This is a genomic window from Paenibacillus sp. VCA1 (genome assembly GCF_031583795.1).
In the GTDB taxonomy this organism is placed as follows: domain Bacteria; phylum Bacillota; class Bacilli; order Paenibacillales; family Paenibacillaceae; genus Paenibacillus_AQ; species Paenibacillus_AQ albilobatus.
In genome coordinates, this window is record NZ_JAVLSX010000001.1 from 122,552 (window position 1) to 145,896 (window position 23,345).

The following is a 23,345-nucleotide window of genomic DNA, read 5'->3' on the forward strand; positions in this document are numbered from 1 at the left end:
GAACCAATCCAAATAGAGCCAAGGAGGAGAAAATGAAGCGGGGCTTAAAACTCGTAGTATCGTGGCTGTGCATATTGTCGATGTTCCTGGGATTCCTGCCGGGCAATCTATTCCTGAACTCCACATACGCAGCAGCGAACGATCTCATATGGCCCAACCCCGGAGCAGTCAATTTGACTAAGAAGGCTGATCCAGCAGGGCAAGGTCAGTGGGACATTACGCTGACCGTCGAAGGGAAGAACATTAAAACGACTTCGGATGTCGTGCTGGTCATCGACCGCTCCGGAAGTATGGATCAATCAAAGCGGATGACCAATGCAAAGACTGCGGCGAACAAGTTCGTCGACAATCTGCTGATTAAAGATTCGACGACGAGAATCGCGGTTGTGACTTTCGATAAGACGGCAAGCGAGAAATCCTCTTTCGCAGGATATGGTCAGAAAGACAGCTTAAAGAAAGTGATCGATGCAATCACAGTCAGCAATGAAGGCACCAACATCCAGGCGGGTTTAAATAAAGCGCGCGGGATGTTGGCCGGAAGTCAGGCGCAAAACAAAGTCATCGTGTTGTTGAGCGACGGCGCACCAACTTACAGCTACAAGGCATCGCATGCCGCAGCATACAATTGGCCGGAAAAGAAGTACAACTTTACTTTGTATGATTTCGGCTATAACGGTGATGTTCTCGGAAACGGCTCGAAATATGCGCTGGATAAAGGCTTTTTGGGCTGGGGCGGCGAGGTATATACCGTCGACGGCAAGAAAGTGGAAGACAACGGCATCGCCGCTTTATCCGAAGCAAAACTCGCTTGGGACGGCGGCATCGGCATTTATTCGATCGGCCTTGAAGTCGGGAATGATCCAGATGCCAAATACGTGCTGAATAATGTTCAAAATAAAGGCTATTATTCATCCAACAGCGCGGATTTGGGCAAGGTGTTCTCCGAGCTGTCCGGACAGATCGCTTACGCTGCCCAGAAAGCAATCGTTACCGACCCTATGGGCGACATGTTCGACTTGGTCGGCAAACCGACGGTTTCGCAAGGAACCATTACATGGGACGACAAGACCGAAACCTTTAAATGGGACGCCGGAAACATCATTGAAGGCTCTCCGGCTACGCTGACCTACAGGGTCAAAATGGATCAATCGAAACATCCAGATCCAAATACGCTGTATCCAACGAATGGAACAACAACGATTGACTATACCGACATCCATGGGAACAACGTGAAGAAGAACTTCGTGGTTCCCCAAGTAAGTTACGGCAAGGGCTCGATCACCGTCAAAGGTTATCGGGTAAATGCGGACGGTCAGCCGGTTAATGCCGAGGGTGTGGTGGTCGAAAGACCGGAGCTTGCACAGCAGCTTTATAGCGGTGCTTTCGCGCAGGATGGCAAAGAAGCGCTGGACATCGGCAATACGTATTCTGTGGATGCACCGACTATTGAAGGTTACCAGCTCGAAGCAGGTGACGACCCTACCAGCGTGAAACTGACCATGAAAGAGCCGACCCCGACGGTATGGTTCGGATTCATGGAGGCGGTAGCGCAGCACGTAACGGTCAAGTATTTGGACAAAGAGACGAATAAAGCGCTGGCTGAGCCAACCGACGTAACGGGACTCAAAGGCAAGCAGATTGAGCTTGAAGCGAAGAAAGTGCTTGGGTATACCCCTGAAAAGGCAAGCGACAAGTATACCTTTACGGGCAAAGAAGGCCAAGAGTACACATTCTATTACACGGCAGATAAGCAGACGGTAACCGTAAAGTATCTGGAAAGAGGCACGGACAAGGAACTTAAAGCTCCCGCAACCGAGGAAGGCGCGACGGACAAAGCCATCACGATCGTTGCTCCTGCCATTCCGGGTTATGCCCCGGAACAGCCAAGCCTGACGTACAAATTTACGGCTGAGAAAAACCAGGAAGTCGTCCTTTACTATAATGCCACCGAACAACAGGTCACGGTGCAGCATTTGGTAGAAGGCACGAACAAAGAATTGGTTCAGCCAACGATCAAAGGCGGCCATACTGGCGAGGAAGTCAACGTTGCTCTGGAGATTCCAGGCTACACGCCGGTCAAAGGAACCGAGACGTATACGTTCAACGGGGATGAAAAGCAATCCCATACCGTGTATTATACAGCCGATAAGCAAACGGTAACGATCCGCTATGTGGACCAGGATACGAAGAAAGAAATTCAGCTTCCAACAACGCAGGACGGCGTGACGGATCAGGAGATCAAGCTGACTGCACCTGCGATTGATGGCTACACGCCAGTAGCATCGGAAGTTTCGTACAAATTCACTGCTGACGAAAAACAAGTAGTCACCCTCTACTATAAAGCAATTGAGCAGCAGGTAACGGTTAAACATGTGGTGAAAGGCACGGAGAAAGAACTCGCAGACCCGACAACTCACAAAGGCCATAAAGGCGAAAAAGTCAACGTGGCTAAGGAGATTGAAGGCTACACGCCAGTAGAAGGAACCGAAACGTATACCTTCACGACGGATAAGGACCAATCCCATACCGTGTACTATACAGCCGATAAGCAAACGGTAACGATCCGCTATGTGGACCAGGATACGAATCAGGAAATTTCAGAGCCAACAACGCAGGAAGGCGTGACGGATCAGTCTATCACGATCGAAGCGCCTGCTATCACGGGCTATACGCCAGTAGATCCGGAAGTCGAGTACAAATTCACTGCTGACGAAAAACAAGTAGTCACCATCTACTATAAAGCAATTGAGCAGCAGGTAACGGTGAAACATCTGGTACAAGGCACGGAGAAAGAACTCGCAGACCCGACAACTCACAAAGGCCATAAAGGCGAAAAAGTCAACGTGGCTAAAGAGATTGAAGGCTACACGCCAGTAGAAGGAACCGAAACGTATACCTTCACGGCGGATAAAGACCAGTCGCACACCGTGTACTACACGGCCGATAAGCAGACGGTAACCATCCGTTACGTAGACCAGGATACGAACAAGGATATTAAAGATGCAACAACGCAAGAAGGCGTGACGGATCAGGAAATTACGCTGACATCGCCTTCGATCACAGGCTATACGCCAGTGAAACCGGAAGTTGCGTACAAATTCACTGCCGACGAAAAACAAGAAGTGGTCATCTACTACACAGCAGACCAACCGGCACCTGAAATGCGCACGATTACCGTGAAATACCTTGAAGAAGGAACGAATCGGCAGCTGCTGGAACCTGCCAGCTTGCAAGGCGAGGTAGGCAAGGAAGTGCTGCTCAAAGCTCCGAACATCGAGGGTTACGTAACGGAAAAACCTGAGGTTTCATATCCGGTGTCGTCCCAGAACAACCAGGAATATGTGTTCTATTACAAGAAACAAGTTTCTGAACCTGAGGAACGCACCGTATCTATCCACCATGTCGATCAAGAGACGAACGATCGGATCGCAGAAACAACGACGCTGACCGGCAAAGTTGGAGAAACGCTGCGGTGGAGCGAAGAACCGATCACTGTTGTCGACGCCGTATATTCGCCTTTGGAAATCAACCATGAGTATCTCATTACCGACGCTCCGGAGCAGGAATATACCGTATATTACAAAAAGGGCCAAGACGAGACGATTGTGCAGCTTCTGGTCAGATTCCTGAACAAGTTAACGAATGAGGAATTGGGGCAAAAGACGTATTCGGGAAAACCTGACGAAGCCATCACGATCAAACCGGATCCGATCACTGTCAGCGGAGCGGTTTACAAACCGGAGCAAGCCGAGTATCCGTACCGATTCACCGGAGAAGCGCTCCAGGAATTGATCGTTTATTTCATCCCGGATACAGCTCCGGTTGAAAAAGACCAAGCGGTTACCGTGAAGTATCTGGAACAAGGAACAGGCGCCGAACTGGCAGCTTCGACCGTTCTGACAGGAAAAGCCGGCAGTACCGTAACTTTGACGGCTGTCCCTGTATCCGGCTATACGCCAGTGCAGTCTTCCGTCGTATATCAGTTTGAAGATAAAGACGGACAGGAATTTATTTTCTACTATACGAAAAACAGTCCGGTAACGCCGCCAGTCGATCCGGGTCCAAGTAATCCGAGCCCGAGCAATCCGGGATCGTCTTCGGGCAATTCCGGCAGCGTAACGCCGCTGCCACCGGCACCGCCTGTTGTGCCGCCATTGCCGCCGGCGCCTCCGAAGCTGGATACGGCCAACCATTTCAACTACATCAACGGGTATCCCGACGGCATGGTCAAACCGGAAAACAACATTAGCCGCGAAGAGGTTGCGGCCATCTTCTACCGATTGATGGATGACGCAACGCGCAGCGATTACATGAAGAGCACCAGCTCTTACAAAGATGTGGCTGCTACGCGTTGGTCCAGCAAAAACATCGCAACGATGGAAAATGCGGGCATCATCACCGGCTATCCGGACGGAACCTTTAAACCGGGCCGTTCGATCACTAGAGCGGAGTTTGCGGCGATTGCATCCAGATTTGACGATTTGGATCAGCAGGAAAATACGACGTTCTCGGATATTAAAGGCCATTGGGCTGAAAAGTACATCGTATCTGCCGCCAACAAAGGCTGGATCAAAGGTTACCCGGACGGCACGTTTAAACCGGATCAATACATCACTCGTGCGGAAGCGATGGCTTTCATCAACAGTGTATTGAACCGCAAGGTCAAAGCCGAAGGCATTCATAAGGCTGCAAAAGCATGGCCGGATAATACGCCGAACAAGTGGTATTACGCGGACGTGATCGAAGCGACCAACAATCATGATTACAGCAGAAATGCCGATGGTGCTGAAACTTGGGAACAAGTCAAGCCGGATCGCGTTTATCCTTAAGCTATATTCATCAGAAAGACCCCTCGCCTGAGGGGTCTTTTGCTTTATTGATTAAACAGCTTGTCCAAATATTGATAGGTTAACGGCGCGTTTGCTTTCAGCTCGCTGCGCATGGTTTCGTTATATACATACATGCTGGCCGCTTCCGCAAAGTATTCTTCGGAATAAGCCGAAAAGTAGCCGTCGTTGCCGTATTCGGCAGCGGCTTCTTGATTAAATATATTTTTAAATTCCTGGCTTTGGCTGGCGTTGCCAAAAACGAAACGGTCCACGGCATGCATCGTTTCATGGATTTCGAGATTAAACGAGTTATGTCCTTCGCCTTTTTTGCTGTAACCGATCCGGACGACAACGTTTTTCTCGCTGACGCCAGGCACGTCATCCCAGGTTAACCCCGTTCCTTCCCAACCTCTGGGGGTTTTCCCTTTCAAATAGCTGAGCTCGGGTACGTTCGTGATGGCGTCGTTCGTCAGAATGATTTTGACCCCTTTATCGTTTAATGCTTTGAGAACGGATGCAGGAATTCTTTCCAGACGGCCCATCATGGCCTTGGCTTCTTTCGAATTATAATTGCCCGTTGGAAGAACGACCAGCTGGTTTACGACCGATTCTTGCGCATAGGCGGCCTCGGTTTTTAGGAACGCGCCCGCCAATGTGAAAATAATAAGCAGAGCGAGTATTTGCTTTGTCCATTTCATCCCGAACATTCCTCCATAGCCTGCGATCCGCGAGGATACGAGGCTAGATATTGGTAGCTGGCTAGCATGGCGACGGTAAATCGCGTTAGCTCCTAAAGCTTTGCGCCCCCATTTTTCAATGGGTTTGCCTTTTTTCAATACGGAGTTGAACATATGTATCTGCCTGGGCGTCATCAAGCGCCAAAAAGCCCTTCTTACCGAAATAAGAAGGGCTGAGTGCACCGTAAATGACGCTGTCTTATGTCGGTAACTGGCTGGCATGGCGAAGAATCGCGTTAGCCCCTGTAGCTTTGCGTCCCCATTTTTCAATGGGTTTGCCTTTATCATTTTTTTGGATGGTTCATAAATCTATAATCTACCAATATATTAAATCCGCCTGATTTAATAGTCAAGAAAAAAGTCTAATTCGCTAGAACTATGGATCATAAGAGCGATTAGCCTCTTTTTCCCAGGCTTGCGTGGCGAAATATGGCGGCTTAGCGCTTATTATGGAGCATCGGGAGGTTGTGTGAAAACATTCTTCTTCGCTTCGGTTGCCGGGGTCATCCCTTTTTCATTTCAGGATTTTGCACAATTCGATTCCGGCCGCTCTCGGGTACAATTTATAAACGAACCAAACCGTTTCGCTCTATTTATTGCTGATTGATAGTCGTCCTTGGATTTTTGCAAAATCCTCATTTAAGAAAAGTCAAAATCGGAGCGAATCTGATCAAAATACCGTCAAAGTGAAGGGCGGTGTTTTTTTATACTTGATGTACAAGGAAAAAGTTGAATCTATCAGGAATGCGAGGTGTAAAGCATTGGATCAAACGAGGGAAATACTTGCGGACCCAAGGCCTCTTTCCGTCCGGGGACGCAAATTACGCACGCTGCGGCGCAGTGAAACGATTTCCGGCTTTTTATTCGTCAGCCCGATGCTGATCGGCGTCACCGTTATGGTGCTGATCCCGATCATCGCGACGTTGGTCCTCGGATTTGCCGATTGGAATTTCGTGCAGGGCTGGGACGGGATTCGGTGGGTTGGTCTGGATAATTTCAAAAGCCTGCTGCAGGACGATATGTTCAAAAAGTCGGTGCTGAACAACTTCGTTTTTCTGCTGACGGTGCCCGTTTATATGCTGATTTCCATGGTTTTGGCCATACTCATCGACCGCTATGTGTATTTTAAGGGATATTTTAAGGTTGCTTATTTTGTTCCCTACATTTCGATGACCGTTGCGGTCGCAGTCGTATGGCAGGTGCTGTTCCAGCCTTCCTACGGGCCGATCAATGAGCTGCTGAAATCGATCGGCATCGCGAATCCGCCCCAGTGGATCGCCGACCCGAACTACGCCCTCATTTCGATCATGATGATTTCGGTTTGGATTTCGATCGGATTTAACATGATCATTTACATCGCCGGGCTGCAGTCGATCCCGAAGGATTTGTACGAAGCCGCGGATATCGACGGCGCGAACGGCTGGACGAAGTTCCGTAGGATCACGTTTCCGCTCCTTTCTTCGACCTCGTTTTTTTTGCTGGTGACGGGCATCATCTCGACGTTCAAAGTGTTCGACATTATCGCGGTGATGACGCAAGGCGGTCCGATCGGGTCGACGACGATGATGGTGTGGTATTTGTACGACACGGCTTTTATTAATTTGAAGGTCGGCTATGCCTCTTCCATCGCCGGCGTGTTGTTCGCTTTCGTGCTGCTGATTACGCTCGGCCAATGGGCCGTCCAGAAAAAATGGGTCAATTACTAGGGAAGGAGAAAGGTTATGCCAATATCTCGCGAGTTTCCGTGGAGCCGAGCCGTCGTCACCGTGCTTATGTTTGCGGGAAGCATCCTGTTTCTTCTGCCTTTCGTCTGGATGCTTGTCACTTCCTTCAAAATGGAGACGGACGTTTTCACTTATCCGATCCAGTGGATTCCGAGGCAATGGAATGCCGTCGCCAATTATAAGGAGGTCTGGTTCGGCGATTATCCGTTTTACCTGTATTACTGGAATTCCATCAAAATCAGCGTGCTCACCACGCTCACCTCATGTACGATCTCAGCATTGGCCGCTTACGGTTTTTCCAAAATCCAATTTGCGGCAAGCTCCTGGCTGTTTATGATCGTGCTTGTGACCTACATGATCCCGGGTCAGGCGATTCTCATTCCGCAGTTTATTTTGTACCGCAATATCGGGCTGTTCGACAGCCATATCGGGATGATCATCCTCGGCAGTTTCAGCGTGCTCGGCACTTTTATGCTGCGGCAGTTTTTTATGGGTCTGCATCAGGACTACATCGAGTCGGCCAAAATGGACGGCGCCGGGCATGCGCGCATTTTCCGGTCGATCGCCCTTCCGCTCGTGAAGCCGGCAGTGGCGACCTACGCGATCTTGCGGTTCATCTGGACGTGGAACGACTATCAGAATCCGCTTATTTTCCTCCGGACCGACAAGCTGTTCACTTTGCCGCTGGCGATGCAAAAATTTACGTCCTTGAGCGGAGAATTTTACTCCTTGATCATGGCGGCGGCCGTTTCGGCGATTTTGCCGTTGCTGATCGTGTTTATCATCGGCCAGAAAAACGTCATTGCGGGTATCGCTCTGGGCGGGGTCAAAGGATAGGGCCAAAAAGTCAAAATAGTTGAAAAACCGGTCAATATAATTCCATTACCGGAAAAAAGCCGAATTTATAATAAAGGTATATGAAAGCGCTGCACCAAAGGATTTGCAAAAATTCACGAAGCGGCTTGGGGCAAGATCACAGCGGATCCGAGTCGGTTGAGACCGAGTATGATTGCACCCCGGGACGACCAGGTGGAGTTTTGCAAAATCCTGACCATAAAGGAGGGTTATCTGGCATGAGAAAAAAAGTGTGGGCCGGAGCCGTTTCCGGCATGCTGCTGCTTGGACTGCTTGCAGGCTGCGGAGGAGGCGGTTCGAATACGGCGGAAACCGGGACCGAACCGGATCAAAAGGCGGCGGGAGAGAAGACGGAAGGGACCGACAAGGTGAATCTCCGTCTCTATACGTACGGCACGGAAGAAGCGTATAACTGGAACAAAACGCTGCAGGCTTACGAAGAAAAGAACCCGGGCGTGAAGATCGAGCTGGTGCAGCTGAGCGAAAAAGGCGACACGCAGGAAGCGATGAAAAAGCTGGATCTGGAAGCCGCCTCTTCGGCCCAGATGGACATCCTCATGTTCAGCGACGCGGCCGGTTACGCCCAGCGTGTGGCCCTCGGCATGGCGGAACCGCTCGACGACTACATTGCCAAAGACGGATTCAAGGTGGAAGAGGACTATAAGGTCGACACTCACTTGGGCGACAAAGTATACGCTCTGCCCGGTAAATTCAATCCATGGTACGTCATCCTGAACAAAGACCATTTGGATGAAGCCGGACTTGCCGTTCCGACCGATTGGACTTGGGACGATTTTGCGGACTACGCCAAAAAGCTGACCAAAGGCGAAGGGGCCCAAAAACGTTACGGCACTTACTTCCACGGACCTCAGGGCGGAGGCTGGATGGAATTTTTGAAGCTGAAAATGGAGAACCAGCCGCAAAACTCCGAGTTTTTGAAGGCCGACGGCACCTCCAACCTGGACGATCCCAACTTCAAGGCAACGCTGGAGCTGCGCGTAAAAATGGAAAAAGAAGACCAGTCCTCGGTGCCTTATACCGACATGATTTCGCAGAAGCTGGCTTACCGGACGCAGTTTTTTAATCAATCGGCAAGCATGCTGCTGATCGGCAGCTGGATGAACACGGAGCTTGGCGGCACCGAAAAGGTACCGCTCAACTTCAACGTCACCGTGGCGCCTTTTCCGAAAAACAACCCCGGGGACGAAAAGGGTCTGACACCCGTGACGACGGACTATGTCGCGGTGGCGGCCAAATCGAAGCATAAAGAGGAAGCCTACAAATTCGTCCGCTGGTATACGACGGAAGGACAAGTCGTGCAGGGGAAAAACATTCCGGCATGGAGCAAGGTGACCAATGACCAGGTGGCGGGCATCATCGACACGATTCTGTCCGGCACGAAAAATCCGGAAAAGGTCGACAAAAAAGCGTTGGTAGATACGCTGATCGCGTCCAAGGCTTCGGCCATCATTCCTCCGGCAACCTATCAAAGCGAAGTGTACAAGGCGATCAACGAAGAATACGAAAAGCTGATCCTCGGCAAGCAGGACATCGACGCGACCGTGAAAAGCGCGCAGGAACGGGTCCAAAAAATCATCGACTCCAACAAAAAATAAGATATAATAACCCGAAAAGGGGGCGCTTTCCCGCCCCCGCTTTTGCATATTTGGGGGGAGCGCCTTGATGAAACTCATCCGGGGACTGGCGCCGGTGTCGATCCGCCGCAAGCTGATATTGGCGATGGTCGTTTGCGTCCTCGTTCCGGCATCGCTGACGCTTTTGATCTACAACTCGCTGACGCAGCAAGCCGTCAAAAAGCAGGCCATCGCCAACGTGGAGGATTCGCTGATGCTGGTACACGGCTCCGTGAGCAACCGCCTGAAGAGCATGCTGAACATCGCCAACTACATTCAAATCAATTCCGGGCTCAAATCGTATTTCAAGCTGGTCGCTTCCGGAAACGACGAAGGCACCGAATACGAGAAGTTTACGGAATGGAACCGGGTGCTGGAACAGCTCGACAGCTTGACGGCTGCCGGGGAAAAAAGCTATGTGACGGTCCTTCTGTCGAACGGGTCCTATTTCATGAATTATTCCGTAAGCGATTACAATCCCTTAAACATATTAAAAGCGCCCTGGTTTGAGCGCTTGAAGGAACTGAACGGCGTGGAATCCTATTGGATCGGCCCGGAGCCAACCGCGTACAACTACGACAAATTCGACCATCCGTATCAAATTTCCGTGGCCCGGACGCTGCGCCTTGACGGCACGGAGATTTACGGATACGTCGTGGTGACGATGATGGAAGACCAGCTGCATCAAATCTATGGCGACTTGTCCGCCGATCAGAGAGTGCTGCTTCTGGATGGGAATGACGTCATTATCTCCAGCACCGATCCCAAACAGGTGGGGACCGTGTTCCCGTACGCCGATGGGGACGGCAGCCGGAAATCGACGTCGATCCGGACGATCGGCGGGCAAAAGCATCTTGTCTCCCAGCGGAACGTGCTGTTTACGGGCTGGAGGCTGGTGCTTGTTCAGCCTTATCAGGACGCCATCGTCGACATTAGTTCGATTTTTAACAGAGTATTTCTCTTTCAGTTGATTTCATTTGTGGCATTCACATTGCTGTTCGTTGCGCTGATCCGGGCGTTTACGAAACCGCTCGTCCGGCTCGGGAAGGTGACCTCGGCGGTACAGCGGGGCAATCTGCTCGTGCGTTCCGGCGTGCGCGGCAATGACGAAATCGGGCGCCTTGGGCTTCTGTTCGACCAAATGCTGGACCGCGTCAAGGACATGATCAACGAAATATCGGAGACGCAGGCGCGAAAAAGAAGGGCCGAGCTGAAAATGCTCCAAGCCCAAATCAATCCGCATTTTCTGTTTAACGTGCTCAATTCGATCCGGATGAACGTCATGCGGCGCGGCGACCCGGAAAGCGCCAAAATGATCGGATCGTTGTCCATCCTGCTGCGGATGACGATCAGCCGCCATGAGGACGAAATCTCCCTGCATGAAGAAATCGATCTCGTCTCTCATTATGTGGCGCTAATGAACATGAGGCAAAAGGCGGAAGTCAAGCTTGTGACGGACATGGACCCCGAAGCTTTTCTAATCAAAGTCCCGCGTTTCGTGTTGCAGCCGATCGTGGAAAACGCGATCATTCACGGGCTGATGCAGAAAAACGGAGAAATTGCCGTCCGGGCCAAGGCCGAAGCGGGATTCGTCAAGCTGTCGATCGAGGATAACGGCCAAGGCATGACGGAAGCCGAGCGCATCCGCCTCCAGGGCAAGCTGCGGAACCGGGAGACGGCGTCGGATCGGGAAACCAGCGGCAATTTTTCCGGGATCGGCCTCGAAAACGTGGCGGAACGGATGCGGCTGCTTTTCGGGGAAGCTTTTCGGGCCGACGTGTTCAGCAGCCTTGGCAGAGGCACGGTCATAGAAATGCATATACCGTTTAGGGAGGGATTCCGGGATGTATCAAGCCATGCTGGTGGATGACGATTACCCCGTCATCGAGCTGCTGTCCGAGACGATTGATTGGGATGGACACGGTTTTACGCTGTCGGGAGCCTATGAGAACGGGGAAGAGGCATGGGAGGTAGCGCGGAAGCAGCCTCCGGACGTGCTGATTACCGACATCGGCATGCCCCGCATGAACGGACTGGAGCTCATCGCCAGAATCAAGGAAATCAAACCGGAACTGAAGGTCGTCATTTTGTCCTGCCACAGCGAGTTCCAATATGCGCAGCAAGCGGTGCGCCTGAACGTGCAGGATTATTTGATCAAAGACGTATTGGATCCGCAGGAGCTAAACCGGCTGATGAACCGCTTCAAGCAGATGATGGACGGCGAACGCCGGGCGGGCTGGGAGCATTCGCGGCTGAAGCATCTCATGGACGAAACCCGGGAACTGCGCAAGGAGCGATGTTTCAAAAATCTCATTCATCAGCCGCTGCTTGCTCCGGAAAAATGGCGGCGGGAAACGGAGGAATACGGCTTGTTCAAGCAAGGGGAGTCGTGTTTGCCCGTCATCGGCTTCGTGGAGGATTACCGGCAGGTGAAATACCGGTTTGCCTCGGACCAGACGCTGCAATTTGCGATCGGCAACGTCATGAACGAAATGCTGCGGGACGGTCCGCTTTCCGGCCTGCATGTAAGCTATGACGTTCGCACTTCGCTGCTGCTGTTTTCGTACCGGCCTGGTTTGAAGGTGAATATTCATGATGAAGCTGCGGCTTGCCTGCGGATGATTCGGGAGACTGTCATGCGCGTCTTGAAGATTTCGATGTCTTTTATTTGCGGCGGCTGCAGCCCCGGTCCCGCAGAACTGAAGCAGGAGCTGAACGAACTGCTGGAAGGCCGGGAACAGCGTTTTTACCTGGAACGGGGCGAGATCGCGAAGAAAGCCCGGACAGCGGAGAAACCCCATGACAACCATTTGTTCGCTTATTATGATGAGGCCTGTTCCGGGTTTCGGGACGCGCTTTTGCGAAAAAATTCGGAGCAGTTCCGCAAGCTGGTCGACGGGTGGATGGAACGGATCCGCCGGGAGAAATATCCTGCCGAGACCGTCAAAGACTGGACGCTGAAGCTCCTGCTCGACGTGAAGCTGAAGCTGCATGCGATTCCCCATCTGACGCCGTCCAACACCGCGGACATGCTGCATAAAGAAGCAGCCGACCTTGATTCCCTTCATGATCTTCGCGGCTGGTTGATCGGGCATTTGGAATCCCTTGCCGGTGCCCAGGCCGGATCCGTACGGCCGGAAGTGACCGAGGCCTGCAAATACGTGGCGCTGAGGCTCGGCAGCAGGATCACCTTGGATGAAGTGGCGGAGCATCTGCACCTGAATCCGAGCTATTTCAGCCGGTTGTTCAAGAAGGAAACCGGGCTTACGTTTATCGAATACGTAACGAAACAAAAGATGGAACGGGCGAAAGAGCTGCTGGACGGAACCCGTTTCACCGTCGGCGATATCTGCGAGCAGCTGGGGTATGACAATCAAAGCTATTTTATCAAAACGTTCAAATTGCATACGGGGCAGACGCCGATCGGATACCGCGGATGAATAAGGGGGCACGAAAGTGACGGATTTACGGGGAATCGTAGAAAACATGGCGCCTGTCGATGAGCGGCTGTACGTCCAAATTCCGAACGCCGCCGATGTGCGGAGTTATCTTTCCGGAGCGAATTGGCTGCGGGAACAATGGGATGAGATCGAGGCGGAAGGGGTGCGTCTGCTGCAGGCCCGAACGCCGGAGCTGACCTATGCGCTGTTCGATTTGTACGCGAAGACGGGCTCGCGGCTGGAGTATGAGCGGGCTTATTTCGAACGGCGCCGGAGGCTGAACACGTTCGCGCTTCTGTCACTCCGGTCCCCGGAGACATATGTAGCCCCCCTCTTGGATATTCTGTGGGCCATATGCGATGAGTACACCTGGTGTATTCCGGCTCACCTGCCCGACCGTCTGGCAGACAACGAGATCGACCTGTTTGCGGCGGAAACCGGGTTTGCGCTATCCGAAATTTTCGTTCTATTGCGACAGCAGCTCCCGCAGCTCGTGCAGGATCGAATCCGGCGCGAGGTGGAGGGGCGGGTGCTGACGCCTTTTCTCGAGCACGGTCCGTACGCTTGGGAAACGGCCATCCATAACTGGTCGGCGGTCTGCGCCGGTTCGGTAGGGGCGGCTGCGCTACTGCTGGAGGAGGATGCCCGAAGGCTCGCGGATATTTTGGCCCGGACGGAGCAAAGCATGGAGCATTATTTGTCCGGCTTTGGCGAAGACGGGGCATGCCTGGAAGGGATCGGGTATTGGAAATACGGATTTGGTTATTTCGTGTATTATGCGGATTTGCTGCTGACAAGAAGCCGGGGAAGGATGAACTGGTTCTCCCTCGAGAAGGTGGAGCGAATCGCCGAGTTCCAGCAAAAATGCTTCCTGTGCGGAGACCGGGTCGCGAACTTTTCCGATTCCCATGCGCAAAGCTACGTACATATGGGGCTGTCGCACAAACTGGCGGAGCGGTTTCCCGGCGTGACGCCGCCGCCGGCGAAGCTCCGTGCGCCGTATACGGAAGACCACTGCAGCCGCTTGGCTCCGGCGCTGCGCAATCTGCTGTGGACACGGGGCGGGATCGGCGCAGGCGATTGGGAGGGCGGCAGCTTCTTTTTGCCTGATGCGAAGTGGCTTGTGGCAAGGCATCGGAGCGGCAGCTGCGCCTTCGGCTTTGCCGCCAAAGGCGGGAGCAACGACGAGCCGCATAATCATAACGATCTCGGGCATTTTATGCTGGTCGCGGAGGAGACGGCCTTTTTATGCGATCTTGGCGCAGGGGAATACCGCAAGGGTTATTTCGGGGATGAGCGATATACGTATGATTGCAACGGTTCGCAGGGGCACTCGGTTCCCATTGTTAACGGAAGCTGCCAGGCGCCGGGCGCGGAAAGAGTTGCGGTTGTTCTGGAAGCAGCGGCGAACCCGGATCAGGACCGGCTGTGTATGGACATTTCCCGGGCTTACCCGGATCAGGGCCTTGCGTCGCTCGAACGCCATTTGGCGTGGGATAAAGGAGATCTGCCCTGCTTGAAGCTGGTGGACGAATTCCGTTTTACGGTTCCGCCGGAATCGATTACGGAACGCTTCGTGACGCAGATCAAGCCGCAGGTTCACGAGGACGGCAGCGTGACGCTGAAGGGAGCGGGCAGGCGCTCGTTAAGGATCAGCTTTGATCACGGTTTATACCGGGTGGAGGTCGCCGAGCGCAGCTTCGCAAACCATTTTGGGGGATATGAGACGTGGTACAGCATCGATTTTCATGTGCTGCAGCCGGAACGGAACCAGCGGCTTGCGTTTGTTTTTCAGTTTAGATGAGTTTTTGAGGGCGTCATTCTGTGAAACCAAAACGGATTGGGGGATGAACATGGGAGTGGAGAAAACGCCGGATTGGCTGGAGGAAGCGTGGGCGAAGGCGCTGGACAAAACCCGGTTGAACGCAGGCCGGATCGGGGCGGCATTTCCGCATGCAAGCCATCGCGGCAAATATACCCGGGAGCAGCCCTATTGGTGGACGGCCGGCTTCTGGCCGGGGCTGCTTTGGCTCCTGTACAACGGCGGCGGAGACGATCAATTCAAGGAGATTGCCGAGGCGTGCGAGGATCGGCTTGACGAAGTGCTGGACGGATTCACGCGGCTCGACCACGACCTCGGCTTTATGTGGACGCTGACCAGCGTCGCTTCGCATAAGCTGACGGGCAAGGACATCTCCAAAATCCGTGCGCTGAAAGCGGCGAACTACCTGGCGGCGCGCTTCAACCTGAAAGGCCGCTTCATTCGGGCATGGAATCCGTGGTTTGAAGGCGAGGATAACCGCGGATATGCGATCATCGACTGCGCGATGAACGTGCCGCTGCTGTTCTGGGCTTCCAACGCGACGGGAGACCCGCGTTACCGCCATATCGCTGAAGCGCATATGGACACGGTGCTGGAGCATTTTATCCGCCCGGACGGTTCCATTTACCATATCGTGCGGTTCGATCCGGATACGGGCGCGTTTATAGAGGGGATCGGCGGGCAGGGATACGATGCCAATTCAGCCTGGTCCCGCGGCAACGCCTGGGCGATTTACGGTTTGGCGCTTGCTTACCATCATACCGGCAAAGCGGCTTACCTGCACGCGGCACAGAAGGCGGCGCAGTTTTTTCTTGCCAGGCTGCCGGAGGACGGCGTGCCGCATTGGGATTTCCGCGCTCCTACGGGCGAGGATGTGCCGAGGGATTCTTCCGCCGGTGCCTGCGCGGCCAGCGGAATGCTGCTGCTGGCTGATCTGTCGGGCGGGATGGAGGCGCCTGTGTACCGAAAGCCGGCCGTCCGGATGTTGGAGTCACTCTTCCGGAACTACGGAACGTGGGATGACCCGGAGGAAGAAGGAATGATTTTACACGGCACGGGCAACCTGCCGCAGGGACAGAACGTCGGCGTGCCGCTGATCTACGGCGATTATTTTTACGTGGAGGGGCTGGCGCGCCTTAGAAACAAAGGGCCTTTTTATTGGGAGAAATAAGCTTACGGGAGCGGTGATTCGAGCCGGCTCCCTTTCTTTATATTTCTTAAGCTTTCCTTTACCAACGTTTATTTTTCGTTTCGAAACGCTTAATTTCGTCCCCCTACAATAAAAACATCATAAACGGGCGAAGGGCGTACGGCTTGATGTCCAGAATGAATGAACGGGGGAGAACATGATGCAATTGACGCAGAAAACGACGGTCGCGGTGCTGTTTGGCGGCTGTTCCACGGAATACGGCGTATCGCTGCAGTCTGCGGCTTCGGTGATCGATCATTTGGACAAGGATCAATACGATTTGGTTTTGGTAGGAATAACGAGAGAAGGGGCTTGGTTCCGCTATGGCGGCGGCACGGATAATATCCGCGAGGATCGCTGGCAGGAGCATCCCAGCTGCATTCCGGCGTTTTTGCCGCCGAGCCGGGACATTTCTGGCCTAGTAGAGCTGGTTGGCACGGAATACCGTGTGACGCCGGTGGATGTCGTGTTTCCGGTGCTGCATGGCAAAAACGGCGAAGACGGCACGGTGCAGGGGCTGCTTGAGTTGTCCGGCATTCCTTTTGTCGGCTGCGATACGTTGTCCTCCGCGGTATGTATGGACAAGTCGATCACAAGCAAGCTCGTGAGGATGGCAGGGGTGAATACGGCCCCATCGATCGTCGTCTACGCCGAAGATGATCTATACAGCGCGGTTAAGGAAGCCGAGGAGCTCGGATTTCCGCTATACGTAAAGCCTGCACGTTCCGGCTCGTCCTTCGGCATCGTCAAAGCTTACGACAAGCTGGAGCTGATGGGAGGCATCCGGTCAGCCTTTTTGCATGACAACAAGGTCGTCGTCGAACAAAACGTTTCCGGTTTCGAGGTCGGCTGCGCCGTTCTCGGGAACACGGATCCGATGATTGCCGAAATCGACGAAATCGAGCTTCAGGGCGAGTTTTTCGATTATGACGAAAAATATTCCCTCGCCACCTCCACGATCCATCTCCCTGCGAGAATTTCAGGGGATACGGCGGCAAGAATCAGGGAGGCGGCTAAGCTCATTTACCGCACATTGGGCTGCACAGGACTGGCCCGGGTGGACATGTTTGTCTGCCCCGACGGCCGCATCGTGTTTAACGAGGTCAACACCATGCCGGGATTTACGTCGGCCAGCCGATACCCGAATATGATGCGCGCAAGCCATATCGCATATCCGGAGCTGATGGACCGGCTGATTCAGCTTGCGTTATCCAAGGAGGCAAGAGCATGATGGTGAAGCAATTGATTCGTCTGCAACCGAAAATGGTCCGCCGCGGGCCTTTGGCGCTGATAAACAGGGAGCACCCGCTGCGGCAGCCGATCCATTCCGGTTATTTGGAGCCGGTTCAGGATATACCGCTGGCCAGCACGGAAGAAAAGCAGATGCGGCTCGAACGGACATGCCTGCGGCAGCTGGATGCCTTGCTCGCGGCATGCGGAGGCAAAGAGCGGATCGGCATTGTCAGCGGTTATCGGACGCGCATGGAGCAGCAGCGCATTTATGACCGGTCTTACGTCGAAAACGGGCCGATTTTCACGGCCAGTTATGTTGCGCGGCCGGGGGAAAGCGAACATCAGACAGGTCTGGCTGTCGATGTCGGAGAGCTGAACGCGGGAGTGGACTACATCTGTCCGTCGTTTCCGGACCACGGCGTGTATAAGGAGTTCCGCCGGAGGGCGGCGGAGCATGGCTTCATCCAGCGCTACCAGGAAGGAAAAGAACATTTGACCCACATCGCCTGCGAGCCTTGGCATTTCCGTTATGTCGGCATACCGCATGCGGTCATCATGGAGCAATACGGCATGTGCCTTGAGGAGTATACCGAATACATGCGGCAGTTTACGCCCGAAGGGCCGCATTTGTTCAAGAAATACAAAAATCATCTGATCGAAATGTATGTTGTGGAGATCGGGGAGGAAGACAAAGAGATCGCCATCCGCACGGAGCCGGGCGTCCGGGTGGAGATCTCAGGCAACAACGTCAACGGATGCGTCGTCACGATCTATCATGGATGCCAGGGTTCAAGCGGCGCATCCGAAGCGGGACATGGAACAAGCCTCGTTTCCGGGATGGAGCAGGCCATCCGATGAAGACCTCGGCTTACATGGACCGGCTGCTCATGCTGCTCTTGCCGATGGCGAGAAAAAAGGAAGCTGCAAGGCTAGGGGATCGGGCATGGGCGGAGGTTAATCTGTCCAATCTAAGTCATAACGCGGCTGAATTGCAGCGGGTGCTTCCCTCCAAATCCCGGATCATGGCCGTCGTCAAGGCAAATGCTTACGGCCACGGAAGCATTGAATCCGCGCGGGAGCTGAGCCGGGCAGGCGTTGCCCATTTTGCCGTCGCCGAGATCGGGGAGGGGATCGCCTTGCGCAAGCACGGGATACGCGGCGACATTCTCATTTTGGGTTATACGTCTCCGGAGCGCGCCCCCGAACTTGCCCGCTACCGCCTGACCCAAACCGTGGTCAGCAGGGAATACGGCGAGGCGCTGAATGCGTATGGAGCAAAGCTGAACGTGCACGTCAAAATCGATACCGGCATGAACCGTTTGGGCGTGCCTTTTCCGGAGCTGGATTCGATGATGGCATGTTACCGGTTTTCGCACCTGCACGTAACGGGCACGTTCAGCCATTTATCCATGTCGGACAGCTTGGGGCAGGCCGAGACCCGTTTTACGCAGCAGCAGCTGAGCCGCTTTGAACTGGTGATCGGACAGCTGAGGGAGGCGGGAATCGATCCGGGTCTTGTGCATATCCAGAGCAGCTACGGCATCTTGAATTACCCGGAGGTGTGCTGCGATCTGGTTCGTCCCGGCATCGCGTTGTACGGACTGCTAAGCCGCGAGGGGGACGAGGTGCGGACGAAGGCCGATTTGCGGCCCGTCCTTTCCTTGAAAGCCGTCGTAACGCAGGTGAAAGAGGTGAAAGCCGGCGATCCTGTCGGATACGGGCGGAACTTCATTCCTTCCCAGGACATCCGGATCGCCACCGTGTCCATCGGCTACGCCGACGGGATTCCGAGGTCGCTCTCCGAACATGGCGGTTATGTGCTTATACGAGGGCAGCGGGCGCGCATCGTCGGCAGCATTTGCATGGACCAGCTGACGGTGAACGTCACCTCCATCGAGGGGGTCCGGCAGGGGGATGCGGTCACGCTGATCGGACAAGACGGGGCGGAGAAGATCACGGCCGGCCAAATCGCCGCACGGTGCGGCACGGTGGCGAACGAGATTTTAAGCCGCCTGGGCAGCAGAATCGAAAGGGTATATAGATACGATTGAATGCACTAAATCTAATTCATTTTAGGGTTCGCTATGAACAAAACGGATCTTTCCTTGCCGCATGCGGCTTGGGGAAAGGTCCGTTTTGTTTGCATGTCTGTATATTTTCCGGCTATGGATTAAGGGCTAAAGAATTCACGCCTGTGGCATGGATCTTTTTAATCGCTTTTGCCGGGTTGCCGCCGACGATCGTGTTGTCCGGAACATCTTTCGTGACCACGGCTCCGGAAGCCACGACGACGTTATTGCCGATCGTTACGCCCGGATTAATGACGGCTCTTCCGCCGATCCATACATTGTTTCCAATCGTGACCGGTTTGCCGTACTCGGGCCCTTTGATTCTTTCATAAGGATCCACCGGATGCGTAGCGGTATAGACGTGAACGCCGGGTCCGAACATGCAATTGTCCCCGATGCGCACCTCGCATACATCCAGGATGGTACAGTCAAAGTTTGCATAGAAGTTTTCTCCGACGTGAATATTGTACCCGTAGTCAAATCGGATGTTCGGTTCCATGCTCAGGTTTTCCCCCGTCGATCCGAGCAGCTCCTTAAGGATTTGTACCCGCCGTTCCGTTTCCGTTTCCGTCGACTGGTTATACAATCGTGCCATTTTTCTGGCATATTCCCGGTCGCGCGTCAATTCGGGGTCTGCAGCGATGTACAGTTCGCCGTCCAGCATCTTTTGTTTTTCCGTCTTCATGTTATCCATCCATTCCTCTCTTGTCATGATGCGAAATATTTGCCCACGTCTCCGACTCCGCCCTACCTCCGTTTCTCCACCAGCTTTAACGAATAGGAGAGGCTTTCCAACGTCATGGTGATTAACCCATACATGTAGTCTTCGTCCGGATGCTCCAGCAGCGTCAGCTGAGGCATGTGCATTTCCGGGATATATTTCAAACATTCCTGCCGGATCGGCTCCAAATCAGCGGGCTGTACCAAACTTCCCGTTAAAGCTACCGTCGCCGGGTTCATCACTGCGATCAGACTCGAAACCGTATGTGCTGCCAGCGGATGAAATGTCTTGCGGTCGTGCAGCCGCCGCAGCTGCTCCTCGCGGGTGATGCCAAACGGCAAAAAGGAGATCTCCCCCGCGAACCGGGTGTTCCCCCGGTGAATATGCCCGTCCACCATCAAGCCGGCCCCCGGAAAATAACCTTCGATAAAAGTGGCAACGGCAACGGACTTTTCTTCATCGTATTCCTGCTTTTGATAAAATCCGTACACGGTTGAATTCATGTCGTTCTCGACGATGACCTCGACCCCATGTTTCTCGCGAATGAGGGCCTCCAGCGGGACCTGAACGAGCTCCGGAATGTCGCCGAGATTGATGACTCCCTTATGTACGGCACCCGGAACGCCGATGCCAACCGCCCGGATGTGCGGATATTTAGTGATGAGCTGATCAATCAGCTGTTCAATCACTGCAGCGTCCACCCGTCTGGATTCCAGGTATCCTTCTTCCACGGGTTCCCCGGCCAGGTTGGCTACCGTAAACGTGAGCGAGTGCGTGTTCACTCCGGCTTTGATGATGATGCAGGCAATATAAGAGAAGTTCATATTATACCGGTATACCCTGGCCGGACGGCCGCCGCTTGATTCCTCCATATCCAGCTCCAGCAGTTCCCCGGCGTCCAAAAGCTCATTCAGAATGCTGCCGCAGGTGGCGACGCTTAAACCCGTAGCCTGTGCCACCATGGCTTTCGTGCCCTGTTTCATCGTTTTAAGAGCCTGGCGCACCAGCTCCCGGTTCATTTTTTTGACTCGCGTCGTATTGTTGGGAATAGGACTCATGAGTTAGAGAAATCACCCCGATCCGCCTTTTTATAATACTTTTAATAAGTATTAACTTAATTGTTTTCAACCTTTTTGTCTACCTTTATTTCCAATGACAGGAGCATCGGATTCGATCAGGTTAGAAACGTTGCTCTGCGAAAGGGGACGAATGATTGGTTAGAGGGTTTACTGAACCAAAGATCGAAGTAATGAACATAACTTGAATACAAGCGGTCACCTCATTCCACTTTCAGGAAATAAAAATTTTAGTGAAGTAAACGACCTAAGAAAGGGGAGAGTTTAAGATTTTTAAGATCGGTACATTTTCTAAATTAAGCCGGGTTTCTGTCAAAACATTACGATATTACGATCAGCGGGGCTTGTTAACACCGGACACGATCGATGAAGATTCCGGCTATCGATATTATTCAGCGGAACAACTGTTAGTCATACAACGAATCATCGATTTAAAGAACCGGGGTTTTACTCTGGAAGAGATTAAGTCGTTATTGGTTGAGGATGTATCGCCGGCCGAAGTAAAAAAATCTTTGATTGCCAAGCAGCTGGAACTGCAGCAATTCATCGAGGAAGCACAAAGCCGGTTGAAGGAGATCAATTCGGGGCTAGAGCGTATTAAAGACTTAGACGAACAACCATCAACAGTCCCGATCGTCATTCGAAACGTAAAATCCCAGCTTGTCGCATCCATTCGTGATACGATCCCGCGCTCGCACTTATGTCTCCTATTGGATGAAATTAAACAATATGCGCGTGAGCATCGGGAGGATGACAACCGCTCTTTAACCGTTCAATGGCACAGCAACGATTTCGAAGAGGATTTGATCGATGTAGAGGTCGCTTTACCCGTTGCAAAGCATATTCCGGGCAGTGACAGAGTGAACGTCCACTTTTGGCCGGAATTAAAACAAGCTGCCTCGCTGGTTCACTGGTGTGACCCGTATCATTCTTCCTGCTCGGGTTTAACTGAACTTGCAGCATGGATATCGTCAAACGGATATCGGCCAAACGAAGCCGAACCGATCCGGGAAATTTATTTGACGGCAGATCAAGATCTGTATGGGAAGCTCCGGAGGGCTGAATTGCTCATTCCGATTGAAAAAATATAAAAAGCCGAGTCTTTCATCGTTCCGTGCGAAAGGAATGATGGAAGATTTTTTTTTGGACGTGTTGACTCTCCCCTATGGTGGAGGGTATAGAGTGTCATTAATCAAACTATAAGGGGGGTACAAATGAAACGTTTGGAAGGAAAAGTGGCATTGGTAACCGGAGGAAGTCGGGGCATTGGCAGGGGAATCGCGCTGCGGCTGGCAGAAGAAGGGGCTTTGGTTGCGGTCCATTACGGCAATCGTTTTGCTGCAGCGGAGGAAGTGGTTAGCACCATTGAAGCAAACGGGGGGCAAGCATTTGCTCTGGGCGCAAACCTGAACTCCGCTCTAGGTGTTGAAGAATTGATTCAATCGTTAGACGAGCAGCTTGTAGAGCGAACAGGCAGTCATCATTTTGATATTTTGGTCAACAATGCCGGAATCGGTACCTCAAAAAATCTTGAAGAAACAACGGAAGAATCTTTTGACGAACTATTTGCCGTAAATGTCAAAGCCCCGTTTTTTCTCGTGCAGAAATCGTTGTCCCGTCTGCGTGATGAAGGACGGATCATTAATATATCCTCTGGAGTGACTAAAATTGCCATGCCGGAATTGATGGCTTATAACCTTACCAAGGGAGCGATCAATACGTTCACCTTTCAACTTGCAAAGCAGCTTGGTCCGCGAGGCATAACAGTAAATGCGGTTCTTCCCGGTATCGTCGATACGGATGTTAACGCATCCTGGCTGTATACTCCCGAAGGACAACGGTATGCTACGGAAATATCCGCACTGGGGCGAATTGGGGAACCGTCGGATATTGCCGACGTTGTTGCGTTCCTCGCATCTTTCGACGGGAGATGGGTTACGGGGCAGATGATCGATGCTACGGGTGGATCCCATTTATGATCCAGCGTTTTTTTCGGAGCCCATAATCCCTATAAGT

16 protein-coding genes and 2 riboswitches are annotated in these 23,345 nt (G+C 52.9%); of the genes, 13 read left to right on the forward strand and 3 right to left on the reverse strand.

From position 1 onward, the window contains the following. The first annotated feature begins 32 nt into the window (after window positions 1-32). A complete protein-coding gene (locus RJP21_RS00570) occupies window positions 33-4,829 on the forward strand; it encodes a MucBP domain-containing protein (RefSeq protein ID WP_310857640.1) in 4,797 nt (1,598 codons plus the stop codon). A 44-nt stretch (window positions 4,830-4,873) separates the two neighbouring features. On the opposite strand, the gene RJP21_RS00575 is transcribed toward RJP21_RS00570, so the two are convergent. After that, the gene (locus tag RJP21_RS00575; RefSeq protein ID WP_160039604.1) at window positions 4,874-5,527 is read right to left on the reverse strand and encodes an anthrax toxin lethal factor-related metalloendopeptidase; all 654 of its coding nucleotides are present in this window, start codon (window positions 5,525-5,527) and stop codon (window positions 4,874-4,876) included. 49 nt (window positions 5,528-5,576) lie between these two features. Next, window positions 5,577-5,666: riboswitch (cyclic di-GMP riboswitch) on the reverse strand. Window positions 5,667-5,769: 103 nt separating this feature from the next. Next, a riboswitch (cyclic di-GMP riboswitch) is annotated at window positions 5,770-5,856 on the reverse strand. A 489-nt stretch (window positions 5,857-6,345) separates the two neighbouring features. On the opposite strand from RJP21_RS00575, the gene RJP21_RS00580 reads away from it, so the two are divergent. The 10 genes from RJP21_RS00580 to vanT all read left to right on the forward strand — a co-directional run bounded on the left by RJP21_RS00580 (window position 6,346) and on the right by vanT (window position 19,514). Next, window positions 6,346-7,272 (forward strand): carbohydrate ABC transporter permease, encoded by a 927-nt coding sequence (locus tag RJP21_RS00580; RefSeq protein ID WP_397386163.1) that lies wholly within the window; start codon window positions 6,346-6,348, stop codon window positions 7,270-7,272. Between the two features lie 15 nt (window positions 7,273-7,287). Next, complete coding sequence (locus tag RJP21_RS00585) at window positions 7,288-8,127, forward strand: carbohydrate ABC transporter permease (RefSeq protein ID WP_310857642.1); 840 nt, start codon at window positions 7,288-7,290, stop codon at window positions 8,125-8,127. Between the two features lie 236 nt (window positions 8,128-8,363). Beyond that, a complete protein-coding gene (locus RJP21_RS00590) occupies window positions 8,364-9,761 on the forward strand; it encodes an ABC transporter substrate-binding protein (protein WP_310857643.1) in 1,398 nt (465 codons plus the stop codon). Window positions 9,762-9,828: 67 nt separating this feature from the next. Then, on the forward strand, window positions 9,829-11,649 hold the full coding sequence (locus RJP21_RS00595) for a cache domain-containing sensor histidine kinase (protein ID WP_310857644.1): 1,821 nt from the start codon (window positions 9,829-9,831) through the stop codon (window positions 11,647-11,649). Continuing rightward, window positions 11,624-13,219, forward strand: a complete 1,596-nt coding sequence (locus tag RJP21_RS00600; protein WP_160039596.1) for an AraC family transcriptional regulator — start codon at window positions 11,624-11,626, stop codon at window positions 13,217-13,219. Before RJP21_RS00595 ends, RJP21_RS00600 begins: the two co-directional genes overlap by 26 nt. A gap of 16 nt (window positions 13,220-13,235) precedes the next feature. Further along, window positions 13,236-15,023 carry a heparinase II/III family protein gene (locus RJP21_RS00605; RefSeq protein ID WP_310857645.1) on the forward strand — a complete coding sequence of 596 codons (1,788 nt, stop codon included), beginning with the start codon at window positions 13,236-13,238 and terminating at the stop codon, window positions 15,021-15,023. Between the two features lie 49 nt (window positions 15,024-15,072). Continuing rightward, window positions 15,073-16,212, forward strand: a complete 1,140-nt coding sequence (locus RJP21_RS00610) for a glycoside hydrolase family 88 protein (RefSeq protein WP_310857646.1) — start codon at window positions 15,073-15,075, stop codon at window positions 16,210-16,212. A gap of 178 nt (window positions 16,213-16,390) precedes the next feature. Continuing rightward, window positions 16,391-17,461 carry a D-alanine--D-serine ligase VanG gene (gene vanG, locus RJP21_RS00615; protein ID WP_310858102.1) on the forward strand — a complete coding sequence of 357 codons (1,071 nt, stop codon included), beginning with the start codon at window positions 16,391-16,393 and terminating at the stop codon, window positions 17,459-17,461. Further along, window positions 17,458-18,321 (forward strand): D-alanyl-D-alanine carboxypeptidase family protein, encoded by an 864-nt coding sequence (locus RJP21_RS00620; RefSeq protein WP_310857647.1) that lies wholly within the window; start codon window positions 17,458-17,460, stop codon window positions 18,319-18,321. Before vanG ends, RJP21_RS00620 begins: the two co-directional genes overlap by 4 nt. Further along, window positions 18,318-19,514 carry a serine racemase VanT catalytic subunit gene (gene vanT / locus RJP21_RS00625; protein ID WP_310857648.1) on the forward strand — a complete coding sequence of 399 codons (1,197 nt, stop codon included), beginning with the start codon at window positions 18,318-18,320 and terminating at the stop codon, window positions 19,512-19,514. The genes RJP21_RS00620 and vanT overlap by 4 nt, the downstream gene beginning before the upstream one ends. A 112-nt stretch (window positions 19,515-19,626) precedes the next feature. Here vanT and RJP21_RS00630 read toward each other — a convergent pair whose 3' ends face one another. Continuing rightward, window positions 19,627-20,217 carry a sugar O-acetyltransferase gene (locus RJP21_RS00630; protein WP_310857649.1) on the reverse strand — a complete coding sequence of 197 codons (591 nt, stop codon included), beginning with the start codon at window positions 20,215-20,217 and terminating at the stop codon, window positions 19,627-19,629. A 62-nt stretch (window positions 20,218-20,279) separates the two neighbouring features. Next, window positions 20,280-21,311, reverse strand: a complete 1,032-nt coding sequence (locus tag RJP21_RS00635) for an ROK family protein (RefSeq protein ID WP_310857650.1) — start codon at window positions 21,309-21,311, stop codon at window positions 20,280-20,282. Window positions 21,312-21,607: 296 nt separating this feature from the next. Between RJP21_RS00635 and RJP21_RS00640 the strand changes: the two genes are divergently transcribed. Together RJP21_RS00640 and RJP21_RS00645 are read left to right on the forward strand one after the other, a co-directional pair. Beyond that, a complete protein-coding gene (locus RJP21_RS00640; RefSeq protein ID WP_310858103.1) occupies window positions 21,608-22,420 on the forward strand; it encodes a MerR family transcriptional regulator in 813 nt (270 codons plus the stop codon). 123 nt (window positions 22,421-22,543) lie between these two features. Then, window positions 22,544-23,308, forward strand: coding sequence for an SDR family oxidoreductase (locus tag RJP21_RS00645; protein WP_310857651.1), 765 nt, complete (start codon window positions 22,544-22,546; stop codon window positions 23,306-23,308). Window positions 23,309-23,345: the final 37 nt, after the last annotated feature.